This window comes from Agrobacterium sp. DE0009 (assembly GCF_007680755.1).
GTDB classification, from domain to species: domain Bacteria; phylum Pseudomonadota; class Alphaproteobacteria; order Rhizobiales; family Rhizobiaceae; genus Agrobacterium; species Agrobacterium tumefaciens_B.
The window spans coordinates 1-444 of sequence record NZ_VEIU01000042.1; the positions used below are offsets into that span (position 1 = coordinate 1).

Genomic DNA, 444 nt, shown 5'->3' on the forward strand with positions numbered 1-444 from the left:
CCTCTGGCTCGTAGACGAATTTCGACTTGCGCATCATGCCGTCTCTGGGCGGGGTCGGGTTGCGATAGCCGGTCACGCCGAGGATCTCTCTGTCCTCCAACCCCTTGGCAATGCCTGCCGTTGCATAGCCTGCGTCCAGCCCAACCGCGCCGACATTAAAGTCGAAGCGTTGGCGTTGCCGATCCAATCGTTCGAGATAGACAATCGAGTCATGCACATTGGCCGGCGTCACATGCGTATCGGTGATGATCGCATGGCGGCCGTCGACAGTGCGGTGATCGAGATAGAAGAAGCCCTTGGGCTTGCCGTCGCGCACCATATAGCCGCTATCGGGATCGGTACGACTGACCTTCGTCTCCTTCACCTCCGGCTCGCGCTCTTTCTCTTTCAATGGCTTCTGGCCATGGGATATGCGCTCCGCCTCGATCGCCCGATCCAGATCGG

The 444-nt window shown here is 59.5% G+C and carries 1 protein-coding gene; it reads right to left on the reverse strand.

Going from position 1 to position 444, the window contains the following annotated elements:
- A partial coding sequence (locus tag FS804_RS24735) for a transposase (protein WP_144579353.1) occupies positions 1-444 on the reverse strand: 444 nt, incomplete at both ends.